This window comes from Bartonella doshiae NCTC 12862 = ATCC 700133, from assembly GCF_000278155.1.
In the GTDB taxonomy this organism is placed as follows: Bacteria; Pseudomonadota; Alphaproteobacteria; order Rhizobiales; family Rhizobiaceae; genus Bartonella; species Bartonella doshiae.
The window spans coordinates 95,018-121,244 of the sequence record NZ_JH725095.1; the positions used below are offsets into that span (position 1 = coordinate 95,018).

General features: G+C 40.0%; 36 protein-coding genes and 1 pseudogene. 4 read left to right on the plus strand and 33 right to left on the minus strand.

Translation table 11 applies throughout. The annotated features are described in order from the left end of the window. Nucleotides 1–10 precede the first annotated feature (10 nt). Together MCS_RS03340 and MCS_RS03345 are read right to left on the minus strand one after the other, a co-directional pair. Nucleotides 11–793, minus strand: a complete 783-nt coding sequence (locus tag MCS_RS03340) for an ATP12 family chaperone protein (protein ID WP_024864219.1) — start codon at nucleotides 791–793, stop codon at nucleotides 11–13. Between the two features lie 502 nt (nucleotides 794–1,295). Further along, nucleotides 1,296–2,279: an RluA family pseudouridine synthase gene (locus MCS_RS03345; protein WP_004855668.1), complete on the minus strand. Its 984-nt coding sequence runs from the start codon at nucleotides 2,277–2,279 to the stop codon at nucleotides 1,296–1,298. A gap of 208 nt (nucleotides 2,280–2,487) precedes the next feature. On the opposite strand from MCS_RS03345, the pseudogene MCS_RS08810 reads away from it, so the two are divergent. The 4 genes and pseudogenes from MCS_RS08810 to MCS_RS08630 all read left to right on the plus strand — a co-directional run. Beyond that, nucleotides 2,488–3,288: pseudogene (locus tag MCS_RS08810) on the plus strand (ABC transporter transmembrane domain-containing protein); the annotation flags it as partial. Between the two features lie 132 nt (nucleotides 3,289–3,420). Then, the gene (locus MCS_RS08815; protein ID WP_280176726.1) at nucleotides 3,421–3,672 is read left to right on the plus strand and encodes an ATP-binding cassette domain-containing protein; all 252 of its coding nucleotides are present in this window, start codon (nucleotides 3,421–3,423) and stop codon (nucleotides 3,670–3,672) included. Then, nucleotides 3,638–3,949, plus strand: coding sequence for an ATP-binding cassette domain-containing protein (locus tag MCS_RS08820; protein WP_004855674.1), 312 nt, complete (start codon nucleotides 3,638–3,640; stop codon nucleotides 3,947–3,949). The genes MCS_RS08815 and MCS_RS08820 overlap by 35 nt, the downstream gene beginning before the upstream one ends. A gap of 153 nt (nucleotides 3,950–4,102) precedes the next feature. Next, entirely contained in the window at nucleotides 4,103–4,273 is a 171-nt protein-coding gene (locus tag MCS_RS08630) for a hypothetical protein (RefSeq protein ID WP_244596003.1), read from the plus strand. An 86-nt stretch (nucleotides 4,274–4,359) separates the two neighbouring features. On the opposite strand, the gene alaS is transcribed toward MCS_RS08630, so the two are convergent. The 31 genes from alaS to rpsJ form a co-directional block, all read right to left on the minus strand. Next, nucleotides 4,360–7,023, minus strand: a complete 2,664-nt coding sequence (gene alaS / locus MCS_RS03355) for an alanine--tRNA ligase (protein WP_004855676.1) — start codon at nucleotides 7,021–7,023, stop codon at nucleotides 4,360–4,362. Nucleotides 7,024–7,231: 208 nt separating this feature from the next. Then, nucleotides 7,232–8,275 carry a recombinase RecA gene (gene recA / locus MCS_RS03360; protein ID WP_004855677.1) on the minus strand — a complete coding sequence of 348 codons (1,044 nt, stop codon included), beginning with the start codon at nucleotides 8,273–8,275 and terminating at the stop codon, nucleotides 7,232–7,234. A 618-nt stretch (nucleotides 8,276–8,893) separates the two neighbouring features. After that, nucleotides 8,894–10,213: a replication-associated recombination protein A gene (locus MCS_RS03365; RefSeq protein ID WP_004855679.1), complete on the minus strand. Its 1,320-nt coding sequence runs from the start codon at nucleotides 10,211–10,213 to the stop codon at nucleotides 8,894–8,896. A gap of 8 nt (nucleotides 10,214–10,221) precedes the next feature. After that, nucleotides 10,222–11,616: a DegQ family serine endoprotease gene (locus tag MCS_RS03370; protein WP_004855680.1), complete on the minus strand. Its 1,395-nt coding sequence runs from the start codon at nucleotides 11,614–11,616 to the stop codon at nucleotides 10,222–10,224. Between the two features lie 264 nt (nucleotides 11,617–11,880). Continuing rightward, nucleotides 11,881–12,306: a 50S ribosomal protein L17 gene (gene rplQ, locus MCS_RS03375; RefSeq protein ID WP_004855682.1), complete on the minus strand. Its 426-nt coding sequence runs from the start codon at nucleotides 12,304–12,306 to the stop codon at nucleotides 11,881–11,883. A gap of 24 nt (nucleotides 12,307–12,330) precedes the next feature. Continuing rightward, on the minus strand, nucleotides 12,331–13,344 hold the full coding sequence (locus MCS_RS03380) for a DNA-directed RNA polymerase subunit alpha (protein WP_004855683.1): 1,014 nt from the start codon (nucleotides 13,342–13,344) through the stop codon (nucleotides 12,331–12,333). A gap of 94 nt (nucleotides 13,345–13,438) precedes the next feature. Continuing rightward, nucleotides 13,439–13,828, minus strand: coding sequence for a 30S ribosomal protein S11 (gene rpsK / locus MCS_RS03385; protein ID WP_004855685.1), 390 nt, complete (start codon nucleotides 13,826–13,828; stop codon nucleotides 13,439–13,441). Between the two features lie 128 nt (nucleotides 13,829–13,956). Further along, on the minus strand, nucleotides 13,957–14,325 hold the full coding sequence (gene rpsM, locus MCS_RS03390; RefSeq protein WP_004855686.1) for a 30S ribosomal protein S13: 369 nt from the start codon (nucleotides 14,323–14,325) through the stop codon (nucleotides 13,957–13,959). Nucleotides 14,326–14,503: 178 nt separating this feature from the next. Further along, nucleotides 14,504–15,082 carry an adenylate kinase gene (locus MCS_RS03395; protein ID WP_004855687.1) on the minus strand — a complete coding sequence of 193 codons (579 nt, stop codon included), beginning with the start codon at nucleotides 15,080–15,082 and terminating at the stop codon, nucleotides 14,504–14,506. Next, the gene (gene secY / locus MCS_RS03400; RefSeq protein WP_004855689.1) at nucleotides 15,079–16,425 is read right to left on the minus strand and encodes a preprotein translocase subunit SecY; all 1,347 of its coding nucleotides are present in this window, start codon (nucleotides 16,423–16,425) and stop codon (nucleotides 15,079–15,081) included. Before secY ends, MCS_RS03395 begins: the two co-directional genes overlap by 4 nt. A 166-nt stretch (nucleotides 16,426–16,591) precedes the next feature. Then, complete coding sequence (rplO, locus tag MCS_RS03405; protein WP_004855691.1) at nucleotides 16,592–17,059, minus strand: 50S ribosomal protein L15; 468 nt, start codon at nucleotides 17,057–17,059, stop codon at nucleotides 16,592–16,594. 20 nt (nucleotides 17,060–17,079) lie between these two features. Beyond that, a complete protein-coding gene (rpmD, locus tag MCS_RS03410; RefSeq protein ID WP_004855692.1) occupies nucleotides 17,080–17,286 on the minus strand; it encodes a 50S ribosomal protein L30 in 207 nt (68 codons plus the stop codon). A gap of 32 nt (nucleotides 17,287–17,318) precedes the next feature. Further along, nucleotides 17,319–17,867 carry a 30S ribosomal protein S5 gene (rpsE, locus tag MCS_RS03415; RefSeq protein ID WP_004855694.1) on the minus strand — a complete coding sequence of 183 codons (549 nt, stop codon included), beginning with the start codon at nucleotides 17,865–17,867 and terminating at the stop codon, nucleotides 17,319–17,321. 99 nt (nucleotides 17,868–17,966) lie between these two features. Then, nucleotides 17,967–18,329 carry a 50S ribosomal protein L18 gene (rplR, locus tag MCS_RS03420; RefSeq protein WP_004855695.1) on the minus strand — a complete coding sequence of 121 codons (363 nt, stop codon included), beginning with the start codon at nucleotides 18,327–18,329 and terminating at the stop codon, nucleotides 17,967–17,969. A 12-nt stretch (nucleotides 18,330–18,341) separates the two neighbouring features. After that, nucleotides 18,342–18,875: a 50S ribosomal protein L6 gene (rplF, locus tag MCS_RS03425; protein ID WP_004855696.1), complete on the minus strand. Its 534-nt coding sequence runs from the start codon at nucleotides 18,873–18,875 to the stop codon at nucleotides 18,342–18,344. A gap of 38 nt (nucleotides 18,876–18,913) precedes the next feature. After that, nucleotides 18,914–19,312 carry a 30S ribosomal protein S8 gene (rpsH, locus tag MCS_RS03430; protein ID WP_004855698.1) on the minus strand — a complete coding sequence of 133 codons (399 nt, stop codon included), beginning with the start codon at nucleotides 19,310–19,312 and terminating at the stop codon, nucleotides 18,914–18,916. 14 nt (nucleotides 19,313–19,326) lie between these two features. Next, nucleotides 19,327–19,632 (minus strand): 30S ribosomal protein S14, encoded by a 306-nt coding sequence (rpsN, locus tag MCS_RS03435; protein ID WP_004855700.1) that lies wholly within the window; start codon nucleotides 19,630–19,632, stop codon nucleotides 19,327–19,329. A 24-nt stretch (nucleotides 19,633–19,656) separates the two neighbouring features. After that, nucleotides 19,657–20,214 carry a 50S ribosomal protein L5 gene (gene rplE / locus MCS_RS03440; protein ID WP_004855702.1) on the minus strand — a complete coding sequence of 186 codons (558 nt, stop codon included), beginning with the start codon at nucleotides 20,212–20,214 and terminating at the stop codon, nucleotides 19,657–19,659. Continuing rightward, a complete protein-coding gene (gene rplX / locus MCS_RS03445) occupies nucleotides 20,207–20,521 on the minus strand; it encodes a 50S ribosomal protein L24 (protein WP_004855704.1) in 315 nt (104 codons plus the stop codon). The genes rplE and rplX overlap by 8 nt, the downstream gene beginning before the upstream one ends. A gap of 12 nt (nucleotides 20,522–20,533) precedes the next feature. Then, complete coding sequence (rplN, locus tag MCS_RS03450; protein WP_004855715.1) at nucleotides 20,534–20,902, minus strand: 50S ribosomal protein L14; 369 nt, start codon at nucleotides 20,900–20,902, stop codon at nucleotides 20,534–20,536. Nucleotides 20,903–21,046: 144 nt separating this feature from the next. Further along, the gene (gene rpsQ / locus MCS_RS03455; protein ID WP_004855717.1) at nucleotides 21,047–21,286 is read right to left on the minus strand and encodes a 30S ribosomal protein S17; all 240 of its coding nucleotides are present in this window, start codon (nucleotides 21,284–21,286) and stop codon (nucleotides 21,047–21,049) included. Between the two features lie 11 nt (nucleotides 21,287–21,297). Next, complete coding sequence (gene rpmC, locus MCS_RS03460; RefSeq protein ID WP_004855719.1) at nucleotides 21,298–21,498, minus strand: 50S ribosomal protein L29; 201 nt, start codon at nucleotides 21,496–21,498, stop codon at nucleotides 21,298–21,300. A 12-nt stretch (nucleotides 21,499–21,510) separates the two neighbouring features. Beyond that, nucleotides 21,511–21,924 (minus strand): 50S ribosomal protein L16, encoded by a 414-nt coding sequence (rplP, locus tag MCS_RS03465; RefSeq protein ID WP_004855720.1) that lies wholly within the window; start codon nucleotides 21,922–21,924, stop codon nucleotides 21,511–21,513. Between the two features lie 36 nt (nucleotides 21,925–21,960). Further along, nucleotides 21,961–22,671 carry a 30S ribosomal protein S3 gene (gene rpsC / locus MCS_RS03470; protein ID WP_004855721.1) on the minus strand — a complete coding sequence of 237 codons (711 nt, stop codon included), beginning with the start codon at nucleotides 22,669–22,671 and terminating at the stop codon, nucleotides 21,961–21,963. Beyond that, the gene (gene rplV / locus MCS_RS03475) at nucleotides 22,671–23,060 is read right to left on the minus strand and encodes a 50S ribosomal protein L22 (RefSeq protein ID WP_004855723.1); all 390 of its coding nucleotides are present in this window, start codon (nucleotides 23,058–23,060) and stop codon (nucleotides 22,671–22,673) included. Before rplV ends, rpsC begins: the two co-directional genes overlap by 1 nt. A gap of 2 nt (nucleotides 23,061–23,062) precedes the next feature. Next, complete coding sequence (rpsS, locus tag MCS_RS03480; RefSeq protein ID WP_004855734.1) at nucleotides 23,063–23,341, minus strand: 30S ribosomal protein S19; 279 nt, start codon at nucleotides 23,339–23,341, stop codon at nucleotides 23,063–23,065. A 15-nt stretch (nucleotides 23,342–23,356) separates the two neighbouring features. Then, nucleotides 23,357–24,190, minus strand: a complete 834-nt coding sequence (gene rplB, locus MCS_RS03485; RefSeq protein WP_004855737.1) for a 50S ribosomal protein L2 — start codon at nucleotides 24,188–24,190, stop codon at nucleotides 23,357–23,359. Nucleotides 24,191–24,210: 20 nt separating this feature from the next. After that, entirely contained in the window at nucleotides 24,211–24,504 is a 294-nt protein-coding gene (locus MCS_RS03490) for a 50S ribosomal protein L23 (RefSeq protein ID WP_004855739.1), read from the minus strand. Beyond that, entirely contained in the window at nucleotides 24,501–25,121 is a 621-nt protein-coding gene (rplD, locus tag MCS_RS03495) for a 50S ribosomal protein L4 (RefSeq protein ID WP_004855740.1), read from the minus strand. Before rplD ends, MCS_RS03490 begins: the two co-directional genes overlap by 4 nt. Continuing rightward, nucleotides 25,121–25,858 (minus strand): 50S ribosomal protein L3, encoded by a 738-nt coding sequence (gene rplC, locus MCS_RS03500; RefSeq protein ID WP_004855742.1) that lies wholly within the window; start codon nucleotides 25,856–25,858, stop codon nucleotides 25,121–25,123. Before rplC ends, rplD begins: the two co-directional genes overlap by 1 nt. Nucleotides 25,859–25,885: 27 nt before the next feature. Continuing rightward, complete coding sequence (gene rpsJ, locus MCS_RS03505) at nucleotides 25,886–26,194, minus strand: 30S ribosomal protein S10 (RefSeq protein WP_004855744.1); 309 nt, start codon at nucleotides 26,192–26,194, stop codon at nucleotides 25,886–25,888. Nucleotides 26,195–26,227: the final 33 nt, after the last annotated feature.

Consider the following 26,227-nt stretch of genomic DNA (forward strand, 5'->3'; position numbering starts at 1 on the left):
GAATTTGACTTTAAAAGCAAGTAGTAACAATTTTAGCAGCAGTATTAAACTCAACTTTTCTATGGGCTCTGCGCGCCATTGCTTCCTCATCAATGCCCCATTGTTCCATCGTCCAATTTTCATCTAAATGGGCAATATCCCAAGCATGATCTGCATTAATTCTTCTCGCAGCAACAGCAAGAGCAATAAGAGCTGATCCTGTTAAGGTTGTCATTGTATGAAGTGCAGCAAGCATATAAGGAGATTCAACTCGACGTAAATAATTACTTACTGCTTGAATGGCGCCCCGTGATTGTTCAACATGCATAAGCCCTTCTGTCAAATAAAACCGTGCACCAAGTTTTTCTTCTGCCCAATCCAATAAAGGATCCCACAATTCACACTGTCGCTGCACCAACTCTTTTGGTGTTTGCGCACGATAAAAAATCATATCGCATGCAACAAAACGCAATAAATCTTCAAAAACAACCTGCATATCATCAACTATGCCATCAATAACAGTGTTAACAAGACGCGTCATTGGCATTTTTGCTGGATCAATAACCTCTTTTTGACTTTCAAATTCCTCCGCTACCAATGCAGCAAACACTTCTGTTGGTACAAGAAAATGGCGCTTAGCTGGTGTTTTAACTGGACATTCATCCAATAATATAGAAAATCCCCCCTCCTCACAAAAAATTTTTACTTCCCTATAAAATCGTTTTGCTAACATCTGGCATGAAAGCTTTTGAGTTTTATGAACAGTATTATTTTTATCCAATGGCATATCAAAATGATCCAAAATTTCATGCATATTGGTTTTACCTTTGATATTTTCAACAAATCTACCGATTTTCCTAACTTCTACACATCTCAATAAAACTAAAATTAAAAAGTAGAGCGATAGTAATGTTCCTTTGTAAAGAACAAACATAACCAAGGGGAAAGAATCTTACATTAATAAGCAAAATTAACAAAGAGTTTTTTATTTATTGATGGAAATTTGTACGAGGAATTGAAAACCCTTCTCGTCATTTTATGGAAGCAGTTCTTTTTATTTCAAAAACAGGGATGTAATGGTAAGAGTTTTTCTTATATTATGGCAATGTTTTACGACATAATAAGATAAAAAACTATAGAAAGAAAATTTATAAATGATATCCGCAAATTCATAACTAAAAAACATAATTCCTTAATAACAGCCCCCCTTACGAAGAGCTCTATTCGTAACAACTTATACCATGTAAACACCTTATAAAATCTCTATGCAAAACTTGCATCTATCAAAAAGAACAAGCTACAAAAAAATTCTATTATTATCCTGTCTCACCATCATTCTCATTAAAAGCCAAAAGATTAAAGCTTTGTAGCATATGAGGAGGTAAAGGTGCGATAACATCCAATAACCCTCCTGAAGGATGAGGAATACGAATACGACGTGCATGAAGGTGAAGTCGGTTTTGAATTCCCCCTGGTAATTCCCAATTACTATCAGAAAAAAAATATTTTGAGTCACCAATGATAGGGTGATCTATATGGGCGGCATGTACACGGAGTTGATGTGTTCTCCCCGTATAAGGTTCCATTTCAAGCCACGAAAGAGTTCTTCCTCTAGTATCTAAAACGCGATAGTAGGAAACTGCATGGTTAGAATCTGGCTCCCCATGTTCACAAACACGCATTTTATCACCCTGCTCAGTTACTTCCTTGACCATCCATGTTGAAATTTTATCCTGTTTTTTTCTAGGAACGCCTCGTACCAATGCCCAATAAGTTTTTTTTGTTTCCCGCTCTCTAAAAGCAGCCGTCAAAGCCTGCGCAGCACTCCTAGACCGCGCAACAATGAGCACACCAGATGTTTCACGATCAAGGCGGTGAACCAAACGTGGTTTTTCACCTTTTTTATTGCGCCATGCCTCAAGCATACTATCCACGTGGCGCGTCAAACCAGAGCCACCTTGTACAGCTAACCCCGCAGGCTTATTAAAAACAAAAACCTTTGGATCTTCATAGAGGAGCATTTTTTTCAAAACAGTTCCATCATCCTGTCCACGAAGTGTTTTATCCGTTATAGGGAAGCTTTCCTTATCATCAACAGGGAAAGGTGGAACACGCACAACTTGCCCCATGAGAAGACGTGTATCAGCTTTAACACGCCCACCATCAACCCGTATCTGGCCAGAACGGAGCAACTTTTGTAAATATCCAAATCCAACTCTTGGATAATGCACTTTAAACCAGCGATCCAAGCGCATTCCGTTTTCATCTACCTCAACCTGTTTTATTTCGACGCCTACCATAACACTTCCCTTACCAGATAATTCTCTTGACCTGTTTTATGTCTTAAACACAAAAATCCATATCCTATAGAACTGGCTTTATCACACCATATTACAGTCAGTATCTAAAATTGCATTTTCTTACTGATAAAATTTTATTAACTCACAACCTAATGATTATCAGAACTATAACTTTTATACTTGTGATAACTATTGGAGATAATGCCCTGTGTCCTTATTCAAAACCTATGCACGTATTCTTACCTACCTAAACAGAGAAAAAAATACATCTCTTTTAATCTGTTCCGCTAATGTTATATTGGCTGTTATCACTATTGCAGAACCTATTTTATTTGGACGCGTCATTGATTCCATTGCTGAAAAGTCAGATATTGTTCTAACCCTCACGATTTGGGTATGTTTTGGACTCTCACATATTATTGCTTATGTCCTTGTAGCTCGCGAGGCTGATCGTTTAGCACATAGACGTCACTTAGCTGTTTTAACGGAATCCTTTGAACGTATCATTGCCATGCCTTTAATGTGGCATAAACAACGAGGAACTTCTAACGCTCTCCATACACTCTTGCGCGCCGTAGATTCTATGTCAACCATATGGCTTGATTTTATGCGTCAGCATCTCTCAACGCTTGTCGCCTTATTTGTTCTCATCCCCATAGCTTTTCACATGAAATTGGCGTCTTTCAACAGTCTTGGTTGTACTCGCCATCATTTTGTACTGATTGCACGTTTAGTGATGCGAAAAACAAAAGACGGACAAGCCGCTGTAGAATGCTATCATCATAATGTGTGTAAACATGTCAGTGATTCAATCTCTAACGTTTCCATTGTATAAAGCTATAACCGAATAAAGGAAGAAGCTTTAGCACTGAAAAAACATACAAACGATCTTCTTCAAGCACAAAACCCTGTTCTTAACTGGTGGGCGCTGGCAAGTGGCTTAACCCGAATGGCTTCAACCGTTTCAATAGTATGTGTCTTTTTGCTTGGAGCGTTTTTTGTGGCAAAAGGTCAATTACGTGTGGGTGAAGTTGTTGCTTTTGTCGGATTTGCACAATTAATGATTAGTCGTTTGGATCAAATGAGCAATTTTATTAATTTAGCAGCGTCTTCACAAGCAAAACTACAAGAATTCTTTAAAATGGAAGACTTAACCTTTCATATTAACGAACCTGAAAGCTTACCTTCCCTCCAAAATGTTAAGGGTGCAATACAATTTCATCACGTTACCTATAAATTCCCAAATTCTTCTCAAGGTATTTTTGATATTTCATTTAAAATTAAAGCAGGGCAAACCGTTGCAATTGTAGGACCAACAGGTGCAGGCAAAACTAACATTAATCAACTTGTTGCAGCGCGTGTACGACCCCACATTTGGACATATCTCCATTGATGGAATAAATATACGCTCTGTTAATCGCGAATCTTTACGCAAATCTTTAGCAACAGTGTTTCAAGACGCCGACCTTTTCAATCGAACTATTCACAACAACATTTCGATAGGAAGAGCAACTGTAACCGATGAGGAACTTTATGAAGCAGCAAAAATAGCAGCAGCCCATGATTTTATTCTGAAAAAAAACAATCGTTATGACACAATAGTCGGCGAGCGAGGTTCTCAATTGTCAGGTGGAGAAAAACAACGCTTAGCAATTGCGCGCGCTGTTTAAAAAAATGCACCCATCCTTATTCTAGATGAAGCAACCAGTGCTCTTGATGCCGAAACAGAGGCACGCGTTAAAGATGCCCTTGAAAGTATCAGTCATAACCGCACTACTTTTATTATAGCACATCATCTTTCAACAGTACGCAATGCTGATCTTGTGCTCTTTCTAGAACATGGTCACTTAATTGAAAAAGGAAGCTTTCAAGAACTGATCAACAAAGGCGGACGCTTCTACAAACTCTTAAAAGCTAGCGGTTTAACAATCGAGCAACCAGCAATAGGAGAAGATGAAAACGTGTTTCCATTACATGAAGCCATGGCATCATAAAATAACCTCCAACTTTGAAGAAAAAGCTGTAAATCCCCCCTCTTTAAAAAATCTCGAAGCTAAGAAACTAAGTAATAAATCAGAAATTATCCTTCAAGAAAAGCTTTTAACGCCGCAAGTGCTTCATCAGCCTTATTCCCTTCAGGTCCACCAGCCTGCGCCATATCAGGACGCCCACCACCACCTTGACCACCAAGAACACCTGAAACAATACGCACCAAATCAACAGCATTCAACTTATCCGTCAAATCATCAGTAACACCAACAGCAGCACTCCCCTTGCCATCCTCTGAAATACAGATGAAAACGACTACCCCAGATCCAATCTGCTTCTTTCCAGAATCCACGAATGCTTTCAAATCCCTTGGTGAAATATTTCTCACAACACGCCCCATAAAAGAAGTACCGTTGATGACGGTAATATCTTCTTGACCATTTTTCATATCCCCACCATTCAAGGCAATTTTCTTGCGTGCATCATTCAATTCTTTGTCAAGTTTACGACGATCATCAAGCAGAATCCGAACACGTTCTTCTACATCAGCAGAAGAAATTTTTAAAAGGTCAGCAATTTCGTGGATTCGCTCATCTTGGCGACTTAGATGGAGGCGTGCAGTTGTCCCTGTTAAAGCTTCGATACGACGAACTCCAGCCGACACAGAACTTTCAGAAACAATATGAATTAAACCAATATCCCCTGTTCTCTTCACATGTGTACCGCCACAAAGCTCAATTGACCAATTCTTCTTTAATTCCCCTGGTTCAAGCTCATTTCCCATAGAAACAACGCGGACTTCATCACCATATTTTTCACCGAATAACGCCATTGCCCCTTTAGAAATGGCATCATCCACGAGCATAAGTTGTGTTGTTACCGCGCTATTTTGCAAAACAATATCATTTGCTAAATCTTCTATTTTTTTCAATTCTTCTGGTGAAACGGATTTTGGATGAGAAAAATCGAAACGTAACCGATCTGGCGATACCAAAGAACCTTTTTGTGTAACATGAGATCCCAAAACTTGACGCAAAGCTTCATGTAATAAATGGGTAGCAGAATGATTCGCACAGATTTTCTTACGACGAACAGCATCAACTGTTAATTCTACACAATCAGACCTCGATGCCTGACCAGATTTCACCTCCCCAATGTGGATAAAAACACCATCACCCTTTCTTTGGGTATCACGCACCTCAAAAATAAAATTTTTACCAGAAATGATACCGCTATCACCAATTTGCCCACCAGATTCACCATAAAAAGGTGTCTGATTGACAACAAGCATAGCTTTCTGACCTGAAGAAATATGATCAACGAGTTTACCATCACACACAAGAGCTGTAAGAATGCCTTTAGCCGTTTCTGTTCCATAACCCAAAAATTCTGTGGCCCCCACTTTATCACGAACAGAAAACCAGATCTTTTCTGTTACAGCTTCCCCAGAACCAGACCAATTGGCACGCGCTTCCTCTTTTTGACGCTCCATCGCTTTATCAAAGGTATCAACATCAACAGATATTCCACGACGCCGCAAAACATCCTGCGTTAAATCAAGCGGAAAACCATAGGTATCATAAAGCTTAAAGGCAACTTCACCATTAAAATGATCCCCTTCTTGAAGATTGCTACTTGCTTCATTCAACAAACCGAGTCCTCGTTCAAGAGTTTTACGAAACCGTGTTTCTTCTAACCTTAAAGTTTCTGAAATCAAAGATTCAGCACGCACCAATTCAGGATAAGCTTGTCCCATTTCGCGAATTAAAGCAGGCAAAAGTCGCCACATCAATGGCTCTTTAGCACCAAGAAGATGCGCATGACGCATAGCACGACGCATAATACGACGTAAAACATATCCTCGACCTTCATTAGAAGGAAGAACACCATCAGCAATCAAAAATGCACATGAGCGGAGATGATCAGCAATCACGCGATGGCTCGCAACAAAATCACCCGTTGCTTCAACCCCTGTTATCTCTTGTGATGCACTGATTAATGCACGAAAAAGATCAATATCATAATTATCATGAACACCCTGTAAAACAGCAGCAATACGCTCTAATCCCATACCTGTATCAATAGAAGGATGAGGCAATTCAACACGCTCTGCCTTACTCACCTGCTCATATTGCATGAAGACCAGATTCCAAATTTCAACAAAGCGATCACCATCCTCATTAGCACTTCCAGGTGGTCCTCCCCAGATTTTATCTCCATGATCATAAAAAATCTCCGAACAAGGACCGCAAGGACCAACATCCCCCATCGCCCAAAAATTATCATTCGTCGCAATACGGACAATTTTTTCATCAGGAAGACCTGAAATTCTATGCCAAAGTTCAGCAGCGACATCATCACTATGATAAACTGTCACCAACAATTTCTCTTTTGGAAGACAAAATTCTTTTGTTAAAAGATTCCACGCAAGAAAAATTGCTTCTTCTTTGAAATAATCACCAAAAGAAAAATTACCTAACATTTCAAAAAATGTATGATGGCGCGCCGTATAGCCAACATTATCAAGATCATTATGCTTTCCACCGGCACGGACACATTTTTGTGCCGTTGCGGCCTGCTTATAAGGAGGCTGTTCAAGTCCAGTAAAAACATTTTTAAACTGCACCATTCCAGCATTTGTAAACATGAGTGTAGGATCATTACGTGGAACAAGAGGGCTAGAAGAAAGAACTTTATGTCCGTTAAGATGAAAAAAATCCAGAAAAGTTGACCGTATACTATTAACACTATCCATATCGTCACCTGTAAAGTACAGCGCAAAACTATAAAAGCAAAATCCGCCTCATTAAATATCCTCTTTGCTACACTCGTAGAGTCAATTTAATCAAAAAGTGGAATGCTTTTTCAATAAAATCGAAAAGTAAATGGTCTCAATACTTTAAATTTTTAAATAAAAATAGAAAGATTTCAAATAAATGAATGGCCGTTAAACAAGCAATTCATCACATCGTTTCATCGCTTTCTGTATTTTCTGACCCTGCATTTTCTAGCAGTTCAATTGCAATCAAACCAGCATTTTGGCGCAAAGCTGCTTCAATCTCAGCGGCTATTTCCGCATGTTCACGCAAAAACTGCTTTGCATTCTCACGCCCCTGTCCTAAACGCTGAGAATTATAAGAAAACCATGCACCAGATTTTTCCACAATGCCAACTTTGACACCCAAATCAATCAATTCGCCTACTTTGGAAATACCTTCACCATAAATAATATCAAACTCAACCTGTTTGAATGGAGGTGCCAATTTATTCTTCACTACTTTAACGCGCGTCTGATTACCAACGATTGCATCCCTATCTTTAATGGATCCAATGCGGCGAATATCTAAACGAACAGAAGCATAAAACTTTAAAGCGTTTCCGCCTGTTGTCGTTTCAGGAGAACCAAACATCACACCGATTTTCATGCGAATTTGATTAATAAAGATAACCATACAGTTAGAGCGAAAAATCGCTGCTGTTAATTTTCGTAACGCTTTACTCATTAATCGGGCCTGCAATCCGGGTAAAGCATCCCCCATTTCTCCATCAATTTCCGCCCGTGGCGTCAAAGCTGCTACGGAATCAACAACCAGCACATCAACTGCACCAGAGCGCACAAGTGTTTCAGTAATTTCCAACGCTTGTTCACCAGTATCGGGCTGAGAAATGAACAAATTTTCTAAATCAACACCAAGTTTACGTGCATAAATAGGATCAAGAGCATGCTCTGCATCAATAAAAGCACAAATTCCACCAATTTTCTGTGCCTCAGCAATGGCATGAAGAGCTAGTGTTGTCTTTCCAGAACTTTCTGGTCCATAAATCTCAACAATACGCCCTTTCGGTAATCCACCAACACCTAAAGCAATATCCAAGGACAACGAACCTGTTGGAATTGTTTCAATTTCAACAACCTGCTCTTTTTGCCCAAGACGCATAATTGAGCCTTTACCGAAAGAACGTTCAATTTGTGAGAGAGCAGCATCGAGTGCTTTTGTTTTATCCACGATTATATCCCTGACCGATTCATAACAACCTAATATCCAGTGTACACTGTTCTTTTAACTTAACCAAAGCCCTGAGTTGAGATTCTCACAGACTATTTCCATTTCTATCATGATATGATGTCCACAAGATCTCATAAATATGCGTAAAAATTTCCTTTTTATCTTACAATACAAATACACTTCAATAAAATACCTTCCTATAAAGGAGAAAAGCTTAGTATATTTATATCTCTCCTGCAGAAAAGAAACAATTTAAATTTCAATACAATGCTTTATACACAAAACCTTCTGATCCTTCTCTAAGCATCTAAGAGATTATAGCTCTTAGTGAATCCTCTGCTCTTAGAACCAAAAACTTGCTATCAATCAAAATGACAGGACATCCTACAATTAAAACCATAATTACAAAGCAGCCTATGAAGCATAATTAAACCAACATTTCTTAAAATTGAATTTTAAGCATATTTGGAATCTTTGCTTAGATAAAAAAGAAAAAATTTTACTCTAAAAATAATAAGATTTTAAAGCGTTGCGTCCAAATTATTTATAAAATTATAACCCTATAACTGATGTAAAAGCAGTTCAAGAATAATAAAAAATCTCATTTCAATTAAAATTTTATGTTTGATTGCCTCGTTTTTTGCGCAATTGCTTCCACCACTCAAGACGCTTCGCAATTTCCCGCTCAAAACCACGTTCTCGTGGTTGATAATAGCTCTGACGCCCAAGTTTTTCAGGAAAATATTCCTGTCCAGAAAAAGCATCTGGTTCATCATGATCATAACGATAACCATATCCATATCCTTCTTCTTTCATAAATTTTGTAGGTGCATTCAAAATATGCCGAGGAGGAGGTAAAGAACCATTTTTGCGTGCACAACGCAGTGCTGCCTTATATGCAAGATATGTTGCATTAGATTTTGGCGCCGTTGCAACATAAAGACATGCTTGAGCCAAAGCCAACTCTCCTTCAGGTGACCCTAAATAATCATAAGCATCTTTTGCCGCATTACAAATGACAAGAGCTTGCGGATCTGCCAAGCCGATATCTTCAACAGCCATACGGACCAATCTTCGCCCAATATAGAGAGGATCTTCCCCCGCATCTAACATACGTGCCAAATAATAAAGCGCAGCATCAGGATCAGATCCACGAACTGATTTATGTAACGCTGAAATGAGATTATAGTGGCCCTCTCGTCCTTTATCATAAATTGGAGCACGACGCTGAATAATCTTTTGCAAAGCAACAGCATCAAATATCTCTCCCTGTCGTGCAGCACACCAAACTTCCTCTGCCAACGTTAATGCTGCCCGCGCATCACCATCAGACATTCTAATCAAAATATCTCTAGCATCACCATCTAGAGGAAGAAGCTTTCCTTCCACTTCTTCTGCACATTTCAAAAGCTTGCTCAAACTTTCATTGTCATGAGGAAGAAACGTCAAAACACGTGCACGAGAAAGAAGAGCAGCATTAAGTTCAAATGAAGGATTTTCTGTTGTTGCACCTATAAGAATGACCGTACCATCTTCCATGACAGGAAGAAAACTATCCTGCTGAGCACGATTAAATCTATGAATTTCATCAACAAATAAAACTGTTCGTCCCCCAGACATAAAGCGAATCCGCGCACTTTCAAAAATCTTTTTAAGTTCAGCAACTCCAGTAAAAATAGCAGACACTTGTTCAAAAATAAAATTTGTTTCAACTGCTAACAAACGCGCCACCGTTGTTTTTCCTGTTCCCGGAGCTCCCCAAAAAATCATTGAACCAATTGAGCCAGACGCAAGCATACGAGAAAGCAAACCATCTTCTCCAAGAAGGTGATCTTGTCCTATTACATCCTTGAGAGAACGAGGACGCATTCTCTCTGCAAGCGGTTTATTTTTATTAACATGAAGATCAAAAGGTGAAGTAAAAAAATCTTTATTCAAAAAAAACCTCAACGAATAAATTGGCGAATGTATATCCCATTACGTTCATATTCTAATTGCCAAACACTCGGACGATCTTGCATAAGAATCTTTTTTAACTGACTGACTGTTTGGATTTTATAGCCATTCAGAACACGTAAAATATCTCCGGGACGAAAAATCCCAGCAGCATTACTCATTTCATCAAGATTGCTAATAACAACACCTTTTGCAGATGCAGGAAGATGAAAACGTCGACTGTTTTGCGGTGTTAAATCCAATATTTCTGCACCAGAAAGAGGACCTTCACCACTAATTTTTTCAGACTTTAAAAATGCAGCCTCAGGAACTGATGTAATAGTTATTTCTGTCTTAAACATTTTGCCATTCCGTAAATATTCTAAAGCAATACTATGTCCAATATCAGCTGTCATCAAACGATACCCAAGGCTATCCGGGCTATCAACACGCATCCCTTCTACACGTAAAATAACATCGCCTACTTGCAAGCCAGATTTGGCAGCAGGCCCCTCTTTATTAACCTCAATGACAAGAGCACCATAAGGACGCTCTAAACCCAGACCACCAGCAATATCAGGAGTGACTCTTTGGAAAGATGCGCCAATATAAGGTGGTACAAAATATTTTCCACCACGCTTTACAGTATCAAGCATCACTTTCACAAGATTTGCTGGAATAGCAAAACCAATCCCAACAGAACCACCTGAACGTGAATAAATAGCCGTATTAATCCCTATTAATTGTCCTTTCATATCAATTAAAGCCCCACCAGAATTCCCTGGATTAATCGCAGCATCTGTTTGAATAAAAAAATCAAAATCAGAAATACCAACACGTGTACGCGCTTGCGCAGAAACAATACCACTTGTAACCGTTTGGCCAACACCAAAAGGATTACCAATTGCTAAGACAAGATCACCAACTTCAACAGCATCAGAATTTCCCAAAGAAAGAATAGGAAACTGAGCACCATTTGAATTAATTTCAAGAATAGCGATATCCGTTGCTTCATCTCTTAACAGCACTTTGCTTTCAAACTCCCGACCATCAGAAAGAGCAACTTTAATTTCATCTGCATCCTTAATGACATGATAATTGGTAACGATCAAACCACGCACATCAACGATAACCCCTGATCCTAAAGATGATTGTGTACGTAAAGGACGGCTATTTTGAAAACGACCAAAAAATTGCTCAAAAAATGGATCACCTTCAAAAGGCGAACGCGCTCTAATTTGTCGAGCTGCATAAATATTTACAACAGACGGAATAGTTTTTTTAACTAAAGGAGCAAATGAAAGAGTAAGTTCTTGCCGTGTTTGTGGAATTTGAGCATATGCACAATGAAACGACATCTGTGTCATCATCACCCAAAAAAAACATAGCAAAAAAGAATGCCTCATAACACGCTCCTTAATAAAATAAACAACTCTTAATACAAGAAGAAGCTCCTCTCATACTCCATAAGCTCATCATTTCTCATTCATATTTATTATTGAAAATAAAAACAACCTATCTGGAAACAAAAATATTATAAAAATCAAATAATTCAATATTTTGTAATCTTTTTTCTGTATTTATCCTGAAAACAAAAAAACTCTGAAATATTCATAAAAAAAACCGCTCTAAAAAGCGGTTTTTAAAATCCTACAGGAAAAGACACTTTATCAGAAAACTTCTTTCTCATTTGCAGCACTCCCCGTGCGCACACGATCTACAGCACCCTTTGCATCAACATCACGATCAACAAATTCTATAACAGCCATGGGTGCATTATCACCGGTACGAAATCCGGCCTTCATAATACGCAAATATCCACCATTGCGCATTGCATAACGCGGAGCAAGTGTATCAAATAACTTGGCAACTTTCCCTGCATCACGAAGTGCTGCAATTGCTTGTCGACGCGCATGCAAACCTCCACGTTTACCAAGCGTAACCAACTTTTCCACAATAGGACGAATTTCCTTAGCTTTTGGAAGTGTAGTCATAATCTGCTCATGCTCGATCAGCGAAACCGCCATATTTGCAAACATAGCTTTACGATGACTAGCAGTCCGGTTCAATTTGCGACCTGAATTACTATGGCGCATGAGCCTTCTCCTTACATTTTAATTTTAATACTGATCTTCATAACGCTTGGCAAGATCATCAATATTTTCAGGTGGCCAAGCAGGAATTTCCATACCAAGATGCAATCCCATACATGCCAAAACTTCCTTAATTTCATTTAATGACTTCCGTCCAAAATTCGGTGTTCTAAGCATTTCAGCTTCTGTTTTCTGAATAAGATCACCAATATAGACAATATTATCATTTTTAAGACAATTTGCAGAACGAACTGAAAGCTCTAATTCATCCACTTTTTTGAGAAGCGCAGGATTAAAAGCAAGCTCTGAAGCGGATTCTTCAACAATCTCCTTCTGTGGTTCTTCAAAATTAACAAATAAAGATAACTGATCTTGAAGAATACGTGCAGCAAAAGCAACAGCATCTTCACCATTCACAGCACCATTCGTTTCAATCGTTAACGTCAATTTATCATAGTCCAGAACCTGCCCTTCACGCGTATTCTCTACCTTGTAAGATACTTTACGAATTGGTGAATAAAGACTATCAACTGGAATAAGACCAATTGGCGCATCATCAATAAAATTACGATCAGAAGGAACATAACCCTTTCCTGTATTGACAATAAACTCCATACGGATTTCAGCATCTTCATCGAGAGTGCAAATAACATGCTCTGGATTCAGAATTTCCATATCCCCAACAGTACTAATATCTCCCGCCTTTACGATACCGGGACCTTCTTTACAAACAACAATACGTTTAGGTCCCTCCTCTTCCATACGAATTGCGATTTCTTTAATATTCAGAATAATATCTGTAACATCCTCACGAACACCCGGAATTGATGAAAATTCATGTAAAACACCATCAATCTGCACAGCAGTAACCGCAGCACCACGAAGCGATGATAATAATACACGACGAAGCGCATTTCCTAATGTTAATCCAAATCCCCGCTCTAAAGGCTCTGCAATTACGCTCAGAACGTTTGGATTATCATGCGCAGAAAATTCAACCTTATTTGGTTTAATCAATTCTTGCCAGTTTTTCTGGATCATATTTTTATTCCCGTTCTTTAGTTCTGCCACCATTCAACCGTAACAGACAATGTGAACATCAGAGAAATCTCCGATAATGAAAAACAACACCCGATTAAACACGCCGCCTTTTCCGCGGACGACATCCATTATGAGGAATTGGTGTTACATCACGAATGGAAGTAATTATAAAACCAACAGATTGCAATGCACGCAGAGCAGATTCACGGCCAGATCCCGGACCACAAACTTCAACTTCCAATGAACGCATACCGTGTTCTTGTGCTTTTCTAGCACAATCTTCCGCGGCAACCTGAGCAGCAAAAGGTGTAGATTTACGAGAACCTTTAAAACCCTGAGCTCCAGCAGACGACCAAGCAACTGCATTTCCTTGAGCATCTGTAATAGTAATCATTGTATTGTTAAATGTTGAATTAATATGCACAACACCTGATGAAATATTCTTTCGCTCGCGACGACGAACACGTTTGGCTTCCTTGGCCATAGTTTTCCTTTCAACGATCTCCTCACTGCCGTAACACCAGCAGCTCCACCTTCTTCGTTCCTGTTAAAAAACTTTAACAAGTAACAAAATACATAAAAAATAAGGTTATTTTTCTAAAAAAAATACTCTTATTTTTTCTTACCAGCAATTGCCTTAGCTGGCCCCTTACGCGTGCGTGCATTTGTATGCGTACGCTGTCCACGAACAGGTAAAGAACGACGATGACGCAATCCACGATAGCAACCAAGATCCATCAAACGCTTAATATTCATCGCGACTTCACGACGAAGATCTCCTTCAACTTGATATCCCTGATCTATTGCTTCACGAATCTGCAACACCTCTGCATCCGAAAGCTCATGAACTCGACGCTCTGCAGGAATGCCAACTTTTTCAGTAATTTCTTGAGCAAATTTTGGTCCAATCCCGTGAATATATTGAAGCGCAATAATCACACGCTTATTTGTCGGGATATTGACGCCAGCAATACGAGCCACGTCTACTCTCCTTGATTATGTTTACAACTACTATAAAACACCTGATGTATTTTACAGACAAAACCGATCCGGTATAAATAATGATCCGAATCCCTTTAGTTTACTGAAATAAATTAAAGCTGCTTTTATAGATTTTACCTAAAAAGTCAATACTTTTCATTTATTTCTAAAAAATTCATTATTTAAGAAACTCTTTAATCACGCATGATACCTCAGTAACATCAATCATTCCATTAACCATCTTCAACAATCCCCGCTCTGAATAAAATTTTGATAATGGGGCTGTTTTCTCATGATATTCAATCAAGCGCTTTTCAAAAGCAACAACATTATCATCTGAACGAACCTGCCCACCAGCAGCTATTGTGTCTTGAACACGTTTTTTCATTCGCTCAATCAACACCTCTCCATCAACAACCAACTCAATAACAGCATCAAGCTGCATCCCTTTTGATTGCAAAATCTGCTCTAAAACTTCTGCCTGTCCTACAGTACGCGGATACCCATCTAATACAAAACCGTTTACACAATCACTTTTATCAATACGATCCGACACAATTTGATTAACGATGCTATCAGGCACCAAAGCACCAGAATCTATAAGAGCTTTAGCTTTTTTACCAATTTCTGTTTCTCTTGCAACAACTTCACGTAGCATATCACCCGTTGACAACTGAGGGATATCATACTCCTTAGTCAACATCTTAGCCTGCGTACCCTTTCCAGCACCAGGAGGACCTAAAAGAATAATTCTCATCTATTCCTTCTACCTCCACGAAGTTTTGACTTTTTAATCAACCCTTCATATTGGTGCGCAACGAGATGTCCCTGAACTTGAGCAACAGTATCAATCGTAACAGTAACAACAATCAACAAAGATGTTCCTCCAAGATAAAAAGGAACCTGCAATGCAGATATCATAAATTCAGGCAACAAACAAACCAAGACGATATAAATTGCACCCACAACAGTGATACGTGTCAAAACATAATCAATATACTCAGCCGTACGCTCACCAGGACGAATTCCTGGAATAAAACCAGAATGCTTTTTCAATTGATCCGCTGTATCACTTGGATTAAAGACAATGGCCGTATAAAAAAAACAAAAAAACGCCATCAAAATCGCATAGACAATCATATAAAGTGGCTGTCCATGCCCCAGAGAATAAGAAATACTCTGCAGCCATTGCGGCATTTTATCAGAAAAATTGTTAATAGTTGCAGGCAACAACAACAAAGATGAAGCAAAAATCGGCGGAATAACACCAGCAGTATTCAACTTCAAAGGAAGATGAGACATATCTCCCTGAAACATCTGATTACCAACCTGACGTTTCGGGTACTGAATAAGGATTCTTCGCTGTGCACGTTCTACAAAAACAATAATTCCAATCACTGAAATAGCAATAAGAAAGATCCCTATTAACAAAAAAGTTGATAAATCAGCTTGACTATGCGCAGTCAAAAGTTGAGCAAAAGTAGAAGGAAGATTAGCCACAATACCAGTAAAAATAATAAGAGAAACCCCATTACCAACACCGCGTGACGTAATTTGTTCACCAAGCCACATCAAAAACATTGTCCCACCAACAAGTGTAACAACAGAAGAAATACGGAACATAACACCGGGCTCTATAACAATTTGAAGCCCTGTTCCTATACCACTTTCAAGAGCAACTGCAATACCAAATGCTTGTAAAATGGCTAGAACGACTGTCACATAACGAGTGTACTGGTTAATGATCTTACGACCTAATTCACCCTCCTTCTTTAGTGTTTCTAACGAAGGAATAATTGAAGTAAGCAATTGTACAATAATTGATGCGGATATGTAAGGCATAATCCCTAATGCAAAAATTGCCATACGTCCAACAGCTCCTCCAGCAAACATGTTAAATAGCCCTAAAACACCAGATGAATGGTGCTCAAATGTTTGTCGTAAAGCATCTATATTAATACCTGGAAGAGAAATATAAGTACCAAAACGATACACAACAAGCGCAGCTAAAGTAAACCAAATACGTTTTTTTAATTCGGTTGCACGCGAAAAGGTACCAAAATTTATATTGGAAGCAAACTGCTCTGCTGCTGATGCCATAAAACGTCTCCAGTCATACTTCAATTTTAAAATTACAAAAGTATAACTCTAAAATTTATATCGTCATACATAAATAAACACAAAATTTAAATATTTCTCCATAAAAAAGCCCATGAATGAAGCATATATGAATTGCCTTCAGACTACCATTCATACCAAAATAAACTTATCCAATAATTTCAGGAAAAATAACCTGACCACCGGCCTTTTCAACTTTAAGACGAGCTAACTTAGAAGCACCGGAAACATTGAATGTAATCTTTGCTTTCAATTCACCATCAGAAAGAAGACGCACACCATTCTTTATACGGCGAATAATACCAGCTTCTTTCAGTGCGATAATATCAACAGGCTTTTCAATATCCAATTTCCCCGTATCAACCGCCAACTGAATACGACCTAACGAAACTTCGTTATAATCCTTGGAAAAGAAATTTTTAAATCCACGTTTTGGCAAACGACGATAGATAGGCATTTGCCCACCCTCAAAACCATTAAGTGAAACACCAGAACGTGATTTTTGCCCTTTTACACCACGGCCTCCAGTTTTACCAATCCCCGAACCAATACCACGCCCAACACGCTTACGGTTTTTTGTTGCACCTTCGCGATTACTCAGCTCATTGAGTTTCATATTCTATACTCCCGCAACCATCAACCTTCATCTATAACGCGAACAAGATGCCGAACTTTAGCAATCATACCCCGCACACAAAGCGTATCTTCTAAAACACGCCGCCGCCGCATCTTATTTAACCCAAGTCCCTTCAAAGTCGCACGCTGAATCTGTGAATTTCGAATTGGACTTCCAATCTGCTCTATCGTCACAGTTTTTCCATTCTGAGATTTTTTCTGAACCATTTTCTAAATTCCTTTTCTGATAATCTCAGAAACTACCCTTCCGCATCAATTAAATTCTGACGACGCGCCTGTAAAGTAGAATATTTTATACCACGTTGTGCTGCAATATCTCTAGGATGCATTTGATGCTTCAATGCATCAAATGTTGCACGCACCATGTTATAAGGATTTGATGATCCTAAAGACTTCGCTACAACATCCTGCATACCAAGAGTTTCAAAAATTGCACGCATTGGCCCTCCAGCAATAATACCGGTACCCGCAGAAGCTGAACGTAACAAAACACGACCAGCACCATGACGACCTTCCAAATCATGATGCAATGTACGCCCAGAACGAAGCGGAACATAAATCATCCCACGCTTTGCAGCTTCTGTAGCTTTACGAACTGCTTCTGGTACTTCACGGGCCTTACCATGACCAAAACCAACACGTCCCTTTTGATCTCCAACAACAACAAGAGCAGCGAAACCAAAACGCCGGCCACCCTTCACAACTTTAGCAACACGATTGATATGAACAAGTCTATCGACAAATTCATTATCACGTTCATCTCTATCATTACGTTCTTTTTGTGCCATTCCTCATTCCTTCTTCTTTTCCGGAAGCACGTCAACAAAGTTCCAAACACAAAACGAAAGGAACCTACGCGAAACATCTAAAACCCTCGAAAAAACATTTTAAAAGTGCAAACCACCTTCACGCGCAGCCTCAGCCAAAGCTTTTACCCTACCATGGTAAACATACGCTCCACGATCAAAAACAACTTCACGAACACCAGCTTCTTTTGCTCGTTCAGCAATTAGCTTACCAACAGCAAAGGCAGCCTCTTTATCAGAACCACTTTTTAAAGATTTCTTTAAATCACCTTCAAGGGTAGACGCAGAAACAAGTGTACATCCCCGCAAATCATCGATGATTTGTGCATAAATATTTTGATTCGAACGATAGACACTAAGCCGTGGCCGACCATTAGAAACCATTTTAATTCTACGACGAATTCGCTGCGCACGACGCTGAATAATATCCTTAGATGCAACCATGATGCAAAATCCTTACTTTTTCTTACCTTCTTTACGAAAGATACGCTCATCTGCATGCTTCACACCCTTGCCTTTATAAGGCTCAGGCCTACGATACTCGCGAATTTCTGCTGCGACTTGCCCAACTTGCTGTTTATCAATTCCAGAAATAATAATTTCTGTCGGCTTAGGAACTGTTACAGTAACCCCAGACGGAACCTTGTAAATGACATCATGTGAAAAACCTAAAGACAGCTGAATATCTTTTCCCTGCAAAGCAGCACGATAACCAACACCATTGATTTCTAGCTTCTTTTCAAAACCATCCTTCACTCCACAAAAAATATTCTCAATCATTGAACGAGACATACCCCATTTAGAGCGCGCATCTTTTGATTTATCACGTGGAGAAACTAATATAACGCTCTCCTCAAATTTAACTAGAACTTCATCATTAACGACATAGCTTAGTTCACCTTTCGGACCTTTTGCTTTAACCAACTGACCTTCAACAGTTGCGGTAACTCCAGAAGGAACTACAATGGGTTTTTTTCCAATACGAGACATTGTTCTAACCTATTCTTCTTCTGTTTTCTTGATATAACTTAGAAAACACGACAAAGGAGTTCTCCACCAACATTCTGTTCACGCGCCTCATGATCCGCCATAACACCTTTAGGAGTCGATAAGATTGAAATACCAAGACCATTTGCCACTTGCGGAAGTGACTTAGCAGAAACATAGACACGACGACCAGGCTTTGAAACACGTGAAACTTCACGAATAGCAGCTAATCCTTCAAAATATTTCAACTCGATTTCAATTTCAGACTTTCCATCGCCTAAATCAATATGGTTATATCCACGAATATAACCTTCTGATTGAAGAACATCAAGAACACGTGCACGAAGCTTCGAAGAAGGCGTAACAACTTTGCCTTTTTTACGAGCAAGCGCATTACGAATACGCGTTAACATATCACCAAGAGGATCTGTCATAGACATTACGTAATCTCCTCTTACCAACTAGATTTAACAATGCCGGGAATATGGCCCACAGAGCCAAGTTCACGCAATGCAATTCGCGACATTTTTAATTTACGATAATAAGCACGTGGACGTCCGGAAACTTCACAGCGATTACGAACACGAACTTTAGCAGAATTACGCGGCAACTCTGCTAGTTGAACAGAAGCCCTAAAACGCTCTTCAAGAGAAACTTTTTGATCCATAACAATCGCTTTCAAACGCGCACGACGTACAGCATAACGCTTCACCATCATTTCACGATGCTTATTTTTCTCAACGGCACTTACTTTGGCCATAACTTTACCTCGCTACATTTGCCGTTACGAACGAAACGGAAAATTAAAAGCACGCAAAAGCTCACGCGCCTCATCATCCGTCTTTGCTGTCGTACAAACGATAATATCCATACCCCAAATTTGATCAACTTTATCATAGTTAATTTCTGGAAACACAATATGCTCTTTAATACCCATAGCAAAATTGCCACGACCATCAAAGCTTTTTGGATTCAGACCACGAAAGTCTCGAACCCGCGGAAGCGCAATCGTAATAAGACGATCTAAAAATTCGAACATACGATCTTTGCGCAATGTAACCTTAGCCCCAAGCGGCATTCCTTCACGAACTTTAAAAGTTGCAATCGAATTACGCGCACGAGTCACAACGGCCTTTTGCCCCGTTATCAATGCCAAATCTTCTGCTGCAAAAGAGGGTTTTTTAGAATCAGCCGTAGCCTCACCAATCCCCATATTAATTACAATCTTATCAACCCGTGGAATTTGCATCTCATTTTTATAATGAAACTTCTCTTGAAGCGTTTTACGAACCACCTCAAAATAATGCATCTTCATACGTGGTGTTAGTTTTTCCTCAGCCATTAATCAACTCTCCCGAACGCTTGGCAAAACGAACTTTATTACCATCTGCATTCACACGAAACCCAACACGCGTAGGTTTACCATCTTTAGGATCAGCAATCGCCAAATTAGATAAATGAATTGAAGCTTCCTTAGAAACAATCCCAGCTTCCTGCTTCTGCGTCTGACGTTGATGACGTTTAATCATATTAACACCACGCACAAAAGCACGATTTTCCTTCGGATTCACTTTTATTACTTCACCACTACATCCTTTATCTTTACCAGATAAAACAACTACTTTATCACCTTTTCGAATCTTTTTCATAATACGTACTCCTTATAACACTTCAGGAGCAAGCGAGATGATCTTCATATGATTCCTACCACGAAGTTCGCGCGGAACTGGCCCAAAGATACGCGTACCGATCGGCTCTTTTTTATTATCCACTAAAACAGCAGCATTGCTATCAAAACGAATAACACTACCATCCGCGCGACGAATATCTTTAGCAGTACGAACCACCACAGCTTTCATCACATCACCTTTTTTTACACGTCCACGAGGAATAGCATCCTTGACGGAAACAACAATAATGTCACCGACCGAAGCATACTTCCGCTTTGACCCCCCCAACACCTTGATGCACATAACACGACGCGCACCAGAATTATCAGCAACGTCGAGGTTCGTTTGCATCTGAATCATAACTGGCTACCTTCTCTTAACACTGATATCCGATTATGCTTTTAACACATCCGGATTTTACTGCCAAATAATGATGAAGCTATTGTTTTCAAATTCATTAATGGAAAACCATTATTAAATTTTAAAAACAATAAACCTAGCTAACTACGCTACACTGTCTTTAACAACAATCCAACGTTTATCTCTCGAAATTGGCTTAGATTCCTGAATAGAAACCTGATCCCCAATCTTGAATTGATTATTCTCATCATGCGCCTTATATTTTTTAGACTGCCTGACGGTCTTTTTGAGAAGTGGATGAGAATAACGACGCTCCACTTTGACAACAACAGTCTTATCACTCTTGTCGCTGACGACAACACCCTGCAAAACGCGTTTAGGCATCTCTTATTTCCTTAAACCTTACTTTCATTTATCTTCTGACGAAGAAAAGTTTTAACACGCGCAATATCACGACGAATCTGCCTAACACGTGCAGTCTTTTCCAATTGGCCTGTTGCTTTTTGAAAGCGCAAATTAAACTGCTCTTTCTTTAACTTAACCAACTCATCTTTTATTTGGTCGAGCGTTTGCGCCCGTAATTTTGTGGCTGTCATCGCTTAACCTCTTTATTCAGCAATACGCTGGATGAAACGTGTCTTAATAGGTAACTTTGCCGCACCTAACCGCAAAGCTTCACGCGCAACATCTTCAGAAACACCATCAAGCTCAAACATAACACGCCCAGGTGCAACACGAGCTGCCCAATAATCCACACTTCCCTTACCTTTACCCATACGAACTTCGGTCGGTTTAGATGTAACCGGAAGATCCGGAAAAATACGAATCCACACACGACCAGAACGCTTCATATAACGCGTAATCGCACGACGTGCCGCTTCAATTTGGCGTGCAGTAATTCGTTCCGGCTCAACAGCCTTCAAACCATATGCACCGAAATTCAAATCAGTACCACCTTTCGAAACACCGTGAATACGGCCTTTGAACTGTTTACGGAACCTTGTCCGCTTTGGCTGCAACATTGCTCTCTACTCCAAATTTTAGCTCAATCATAAAAACTAAGCATTTTCTCGGCGACGACTCGGTGAAGAACCAGAATGATCAACTTCCGTAGCGCGACGCTCTGATGCCATTGGATCGTGTTCAAGAATCTCACCCTTAAAAACCCAAACTTTCACGCCACAAATGCCATAAGCAGTTTTTGCTTCTGCTGTACCGTAATCTACATCAGCACGCAAGGTATGAAGCGGAACACGACCTTCACGATACCACTCCATACGAGCAATTTCAGCACCACCAAGACGACCAGAACAGTTGATACGAATACCTTCCGCCCCAAGACGCATAGCCGACTGAACTGCACGTTTCATTGCTCGCCGAAAAGCAACACGGCGCTCTAACTGTTGAGCAATTGACTGTGCAATAATCGTAGCGTCAATTTCCGGCTTACGAATTTCCACAATATTCAAAGAAGTCTCAGCACTTGTCATTTCCGAAAGCTTACGACGAAGCTTTTCAATATCAGCGCCCTTTTTACCAATAATCAAACCGGGACGTGCCGAATAAATCGTCACACGACACTTCTTATGGGGCCGTTCAATAACAACCTTAGAAATAGCAGCTTGCTTCAATTCCTCAAGCACATATAAACGAATCTTCAAATCCTCATGAAGAAGACGTCCATATTCACCACTATTAGCATACCAACGAGAATCCCAGGTTCGATTAACTCCAAGACGAAGCCCTATTGGATTGATCTTCTGACCCATTACGCGGCCTCCACTTTTTCGGTAACTTCACGAACAATAATAGTAAGATGTGAAAATGGACGCTCAATCCGACTAGCACGTCCACGACCACGAACATGAAAACGTTTCATTACTATTGACTTGCCAACATAAGCCTCTGCAACAACAAGCGAATCAATATCAAGATCGTGGTTATTCTCTGCATTTGCGATTGCAGATTCAAGTGTTTTTTTCACCGTTCCAGCAATACGTTTACGTGAAAATGTTAAATCAGCCAATGCCACATTCACTCTCTTACCACGAATCATTGCAGCAACTAAATTAAGCTTCTGCGGACTAACACGAATCGTCCTAGCAACAGCCTTCGCTTCATTATCTTTAAGCTGGCGCGGAAACTTAGCTTTTCCCATTACTACTTCCTCTTCGCTTTCTTGTCTGCACCATGCCCATAATAAGTCCGAGTTGGAGCAAACTCACCAAACTTATGTCCAACCATCTCTTCGGAAACAGAAACAGGAATATGCTTATTACCGTTGTAAACACCAAAAGTTAAACCAACAAATTGTGGTAAAATAGTAGAGCGACGACTCCATATTTTAATAACTTCATTACGTCCACTTGCACGTACCTTCTCTGCTTTTCCAAGAAGATAGCCGTCAACAAACGGACCTTTCCAAACTGAACGAACCACTTCAGACTACCTTTCTTATTTCTTGCGCTGATGACGCGTACGCATAATAAACTTATCAGTGGCTTTATTTGAGCGCGTACGCTTACCTTTCGTAGGCTTACCCCAAGGAGACACTGGATGACGCCCCCCAGATGTACGACCTTCACCACCGCCATGTGGATGATCAACCGGGTTCATAGCAACACCACGAACATGTGGACGCTTACCACGCCAACGCGATCTTCCCGCCTTACCATCATTAATATTCCCATGATCAGGATTAGAAACAGCACCAACAGTTGCAAAACAACCACTAGATACTAAACGCTGTTCACCAGAGCTAAGACGAAGAATAGCCATACCCTGATCGCGCCCAACTAACTGTGCATAAGCACCAGCTGAACGCGCAATCTGACCTCCCTTTCCAGGTTTTAATTCAACATTATGAATAATTGTACCCACCGGCATACTACCAAGCGGCATCGCATTCCCTGGCTTAACATCAACATTTGAACCAGCAACAACAGAATCACCAACATCAAGACGCTGTGGAGCAAGGATATAAGCCAACTGCCCGTCTTCATAGCGAATTAATGCAATAAAAGCAGTACGATTTGGATCATACTCCAAACGCTCAACTTTCGCAAGCATACCACGTTTAAGGCGTTTAAAATCAACAAAACGATAACTGCGTTTATGCCCACCACCCTGAAAACGAGCAGTAACACGACCACGATTATTACGTCCACCTTTCGATGACAACCCCTCTGTCAGAGTTTTTACAGACTTACCCTTATAAAGACCAGAACGATCTACAATAACAAGCTGACGTTGCCCTGGTGTAGTCGGATTAAAATGCTTAAGTGCCATTATTTTTATCTCCGAACCTCTTAAAGACCTGTCGAAACATCAATAGACTGACCTTTAGTCAGCGTCACGATCGCTTTTTTGACATCACTCTGCCGAGCAACAATACCTTTGAAACGTTTTACCTTGCCCTTACGGACTATAGTATTAACTGCTTTAACCTTAACGCTAAAAAGCGCTTCAACAGCAGCCTTAATCTCAGGTTTTGTCGCTTTCGGCGCAACATTAAAAGCAACTTGATTATACTCAGAAATCATAGTCGATTTTTCAGTAATAACCGGACTAATAATTATATCATAATGGCGAAGGTCTGTCATTTAAAACGCTCCTCAAGAGCCTCAACAGCTGCTTTTGATAAAACAAGTTTACTGCGACGCAAAATATCATAAACATTAATTCCTTGAATCGGCAAAATATCAACATTAGGAATATTAGATGCTGCACGAAAAAAATTAACATCAATTTCTTTGCCATCAATAAAAAGAGCATTATTGAATCCAAGTTTAGAAAAACTAGAAACAAGAGTTTTAGTTTTAGCATCCTTAACACTCAGCTCATCAATAACAATTAAATCATTTGCTTTTAATTTTACTGATAAAGCAAGACATAATCCCAGTGCACGAACTTTTTTAGGAAGATCATGAGCATGACTACGTACCACTGGGCCATGAGCCTTACCACCACCTCGAAACTGCGGCGCACGAGCAGATGAGTGTCGAGCACGTCCTGTCCCTTTTTGTTTAAACATCTTAGCCCCGGTTCGCGATACATCAGATCGACCTTGAGATTGATGTGTCCCTTGTTGACGACGCGCAAGCTGCCAGAGAACAACACGCTGCAAAATATCCTCACGCGGAACAAGACCAAAAATCCCCCTAGAAACTGTTAACTTACCAGCCTCATTGCCATCAAGGGTTTTAATTATAAGATCCATTATTCGGCTCCCTCAGTTTCAGAGGTTTTTGTTACCGGAGCAACCACTTCTGTTTCTTCTTTTGCAAGACGAACACCAGCAGGCTTAGGAACATTATCAGGAAGACGCTTCTTTACAGCATCCTTCACTAAAATCCAAGCACCTTTAGCACCAGAAACCGCACCACGCACTAAAATTAAGCCACGTTCAACATCCGTAGAAACAACTTCAATATTTTGTGTCGTCACGCGCACTTGTCCCATATGGCCAGCCATCTTCTTGCCTTTAAACACTTTACCAGGATCTTGACATTGCCCTGTCGAACCATGAGCACGATGCGTAATTGAATTACCATGTGAAGCACGATGTCCACCAAAATTATGCCGTTTCATAACACCAGCAAAACCTTTACCTATACTCGTACCCGTCACATCAACCCTTTGCCCCGGAACAAAATGCTCCGCTGTAATTTCTGTACCAACATCAAGAAGATTATCGGGGCTCACACGAAATTCCGCTATCTTAGCTTTTGGCTCAACAGAAGCTTTAGCAAAATGCCCACGAAGAGCTTGAGAGGTATTTTTAACCTTAGCAAAGCCTACACCTAACTGAACAGCAGTATAACCATTCTTTTCAACTGTACGCTGAGCAATGACTTGACAATTCTCCAAACGAAGTACTGTCACTGGCACATGTTCACCAGCATCATTATAAATACGGGTCATGCCCAACTTCTGTGCTATTACACCTGAACGCATCGGGTCTGTTCCTTCTATCCTCAAACCTCAGAGCTTAATTTCAACATCCACGCCAGCAGAAAGATCAAGCTTCATCAGCGCATCTACTGTTTGTGGCGTTGGGTCAACGATATCAAGAAGACGTTTATGTGTACGCATTTCAAACTGCTCACGGCTCTTCTTATCGATGTGTGGTCCACGATTGACTGTAAACTTCTCAATCCGCGTTGGAAGCGGAATAGGACCACGGACATTGGCACCCGTACGCTTAGCAGTTGACACAATCTCACGCGTCGACGCATCAAGAATCCTGTGATCAAACGCTTTCAACCGAATGCGGATATTTTGACTGTTCATGCTCTTTATTCCCTGTCACGCAAAACACCTTTA

Bases quoted from the DNA above. Each gene is read 5' to 3' on its own strand.
- rplO (WP_004855691.1), bottom strand. From the start codon at position 17,059: ATGAAACTCAATGAGCTGAGTAATCGCGAAGGTGCAACAAAAAACCGT.
- rpmC (WP_004855719.1), bottom strand. From the start codon at position 21,498: ATGACAGCCACAAAATTACGGGCGCAAACGCTCGACCAAATAAAAGAT.
- rplX (WP_004855704.1), bottom strand. From the start codon at position 20,521: ATGAAAAAGATTCGAAAAGGTGATAAAGTAGTTGTTTTATCTGGTAAA.
- rpsK (WP_004855685.1), bottom strand. From the start codon at position 13,828: ATGGCCAAGGAAGCCAAACGTGTTCGTCGTCGCGAGCGAAAGAATATT.
- rplB (WP_004855737.1), bottom strand. From the start codon at position 24,190: ATGGCACTTAAGCATTTTAATCCGACTACACCAGGGCAACGTCAGCTT.
- rplR (WP_004855695.1), bottom strand. From the start codon at position 18,329: ATGGTTGCATCTAAGGATATTATTCAGCGTCGTGCGCAGCGAATTCGT.
- rpsQ (WP_004855717.1), bottom strand. From the start codon at position 21,286: ATGCCTAAACGCGTTTTGCAGGGTGTTGTCGTCAGCGACAAGAGTGAT.
- MCS_RS03340 (WP_024864219.1), bottom strand. From the start codon at position 793: ATGCATGAAATTTTGGATCATTTTGATATGCCATTGGATAAAAATAAT.
- rpmD (WP_004855692.1), bottom strand. From the start codon at position 17,286: ATGGTTCAGAAAAAATCTCAGAATGGAAAAACTGTGACGATAGAGCAG.
- rpsE (WP_004855694.1), bottom strand. From the start codon at position 17,867: ATGGCACAAAAAGAACGTAATGATAGAGATGAACGTGATAATGAATTT.
- MCS_RS08815 (WP_280176726.1), top strand. From the start codon at position 3,421: ATGGAAGACTTAACCTTTCATATTAACGAACCTGAAAGCTTACCTTCC.
- MCS_RS03380 (WP_004855683.1), bottom strand. From the start codon at position 13,344: ATGATCCAGAAAAACTGGCAAGAATTGATTAAACCAAATAAGGTTGAA.
- MCS_RS03395 (WP_004855687.1), bottom strand. From the start codon at position 15,082: ATGAGAATTATTCTTTTAGGTCCTCCTGGTGCTGGAAAGGGTACGCAG.
- rplD (WP_004855740.1), bottom strand. From the start codon at position 25,121: ATGGATCTTATAATTAAAACCCTTGATGGCAATGAGGCTGGTAAGTTA.
- rpsH (WP_004855698.1), bottom strand. From the start codon at position 19,312: ATGTCTATGACAGATCCTCTTGGTGATATGTTAACGCGTATTCGTAAT.
- rplC (WP_004855742.1), bottom strand. From the start codon at position 25,858: ATGCGTTCAGGTGTAATAGCACAGAAGTTGGGCATGACCCGTATTTAT.
- rplF (WP_004855696.1), bottom strand. From the start codon at position 18,875: ATGTCTCGTATTGGAAAAAAACCCATTGTAGTTCCTTCTGGAGTTACC.
- rplE (WP_004855702.1), bottom strand. From the start codon at position 20,214: ATGGCTGAGGAAAAACTAACACCACGTATGAAGATGCATTATTTTGAG.
- rplQ (WP_004855682.1), bottom strand. From the start codon at position 12,306: ATGCGCCATAGTAATTCAGGTCGCAAATTGAACCGGACTGCTAGTCAT.
- rpsN (WP_004855700.1), bottom strand. From the start codon at position 19,632: ATGGCCAAAGTAAGTGCCGTTGAGAAAAATAAGCATCGTGAAATGATG.
- rpsC (WP_004855721.1), bottom strand. From the start codon at position 22,671: ATGGGTCAGAAGATCAATCCAATAGGGCTTCGTCTTGGAGTTAATCGA.
- rplP (WP_004855720.1), bottom strand. From the start codon at position 21,924: ATGTTGCAGCCAAAGCGGACAAGGTTCCGTAAACAGTTCAAAGGCCGT.
- rplV (WP_004855723.1), bottom strand. From the start codon at position 23,060: ATGGGAAAAGCTAAGTTTCCGCGCCAGCTTAAAGATAATGAAGCGAAG.
- secY (WP_004855689.1), bottom strand. From the start codon at position 16,425: ATGGCATCAGCAGCAGAGCAGTTTGCTTCCAATATAAATTTTGGTACC.
- rpsJ (WP_004855744.1), bottom strand. From the start codon at position 26,194: ATGAACAGTCAAAATATCCGCATTCGGTTGAAAGCGTTTGATCACAGG.
- MCS_RS03370 (WP_004855680.1), bottom strand. From the start codon at position 11,616: ATGAGGCATTCTTTTTTGCTATGTTTTTTTTGGGTGATGATGACACAG.
- MCS_RS03345 (WP_004855668.1), bottom strand. From the start codon at position 2,279: ATGGTAGGCGTCGAAATAAAACAGGTTGAGGTAGATGAAAACGGAATG.
- alaS (WP_004855676.1), bottom strand. From the start codon at position 7,023: ATGGATAGTGTTAATAGTATACGGTCAACTTTTCTGGATTTTTTTCAT.
- MCS_RS03490 (WP_004855739.1), bottom strand. From the start codon at position 24,504: ATGACAGACCTTCGCCATTATGATATAATTATTAGTCCGGTTATTACT.
- rplN (WP_004855715.1), bottom strand. From the start codon at position 20,902: ATGATTCAGATGCAAACGAACCTCGACGTTGCTGATAATTCTGGTGCG.